The following is a 978-nucleotide window of genomic DNA, read 5'->3' on the forward strand; positions in this document are numbered from 1 at the left end:
GGCAGAAACATCGGAAAAATCAGTTTTTACTGCAACACGCTGCAAGCCAGCAGACAGGCGTTTTACGATTATCTTGAGCGTAAGGGCAAACCATGGAAGTATCAGCGGCTTGCTGACGCCATGTTGGAAATTCATGATGAAAACGCAGAAAATGCGGATTACGGCAGAGTACGTATGTATCAGGCACTCAAGTACAGAAAAGAAGTCGGCAAGCTTGATGGTATCAAAATCCCGTGCGAAGCAACTGTCCGCAGCGTGATGGAGCAGATAAACCTGATCCATAGATCCAAGCGAAAGCCCAACGGAATCACCAAAGCTGACCGGGGAACCCGTAAATCAGACGATCTTCTGAAACGTGATTTTACAGCAGATGCACCTTTGAAAAAATGCGTTACAGACATTACTGAAATCAAGGCAAAAGACGGAAAGCTGTATGTTTCGGCAATTTTTGATTGCTATGACCTGATGCCAAATGGTCTTGCCATGGCAGATCATATGCGAGCTGAACTATGCTGTGAAACACTGAAAAATGCAAGCTTGCGGTATCCAGAGATTCGCGGAGCCATTGTGCATTCCGACCGCGGCAGCCAGTATACCAGTTCTGCGTACAGAACTGCTATCCAAAAATATGGCATTGTCCAGAGCATGAACAGTGCAGGAGGAAGATGCCACGATAATGCAAGATGCGAAAGCATATGGGCAAGAATGAAGGAGGAATTGTTTTATAACAGAGGCAGAAGATCTGAAGATTATACGATTGAAGCATTAAAAACAATGGTCTGGCGATATTTTATGAGCTACTGGAGTAACCGCAGAATCTGCTCGGCAATCGGTGGGCTCCCACCAGCTGTAAAACGACATAGATTCTATTCAGCTTTGACTATCGCTGCTTAACTTCAAAATCCTTGCGGTTAATGTGTCAAGTGTTATTGACAATTTCATGGATAATAGCAGTATACATAATTTCTATAGGGTATG

Annotated in this window: 1 protein-coding gene; it reads left to right on the forward strand. The window is 44.2% G+C overall.

The features are described 5' to 3' along the window. Window positions 1-894: IS3 family transposase (locus tag RUMCAL_RS00385; RefSeq protein ID WP_021680367.1), on the forward strand; the 894-nt coding region annotated here is incomplete at its 5' end. Window positions 895-978: the final 84 nt, after the last annotated feature.

The sequence above is a fragment of the Ruminococcus callidus ATCC 27760 genome (assembly GCF_000468015.1).
GTDB lineage: Bacteria > Bacillota > Clostridia > Oscillospirales > Ruminococcaceae > Ruminococcus_C > Ruminococcus_C callidus.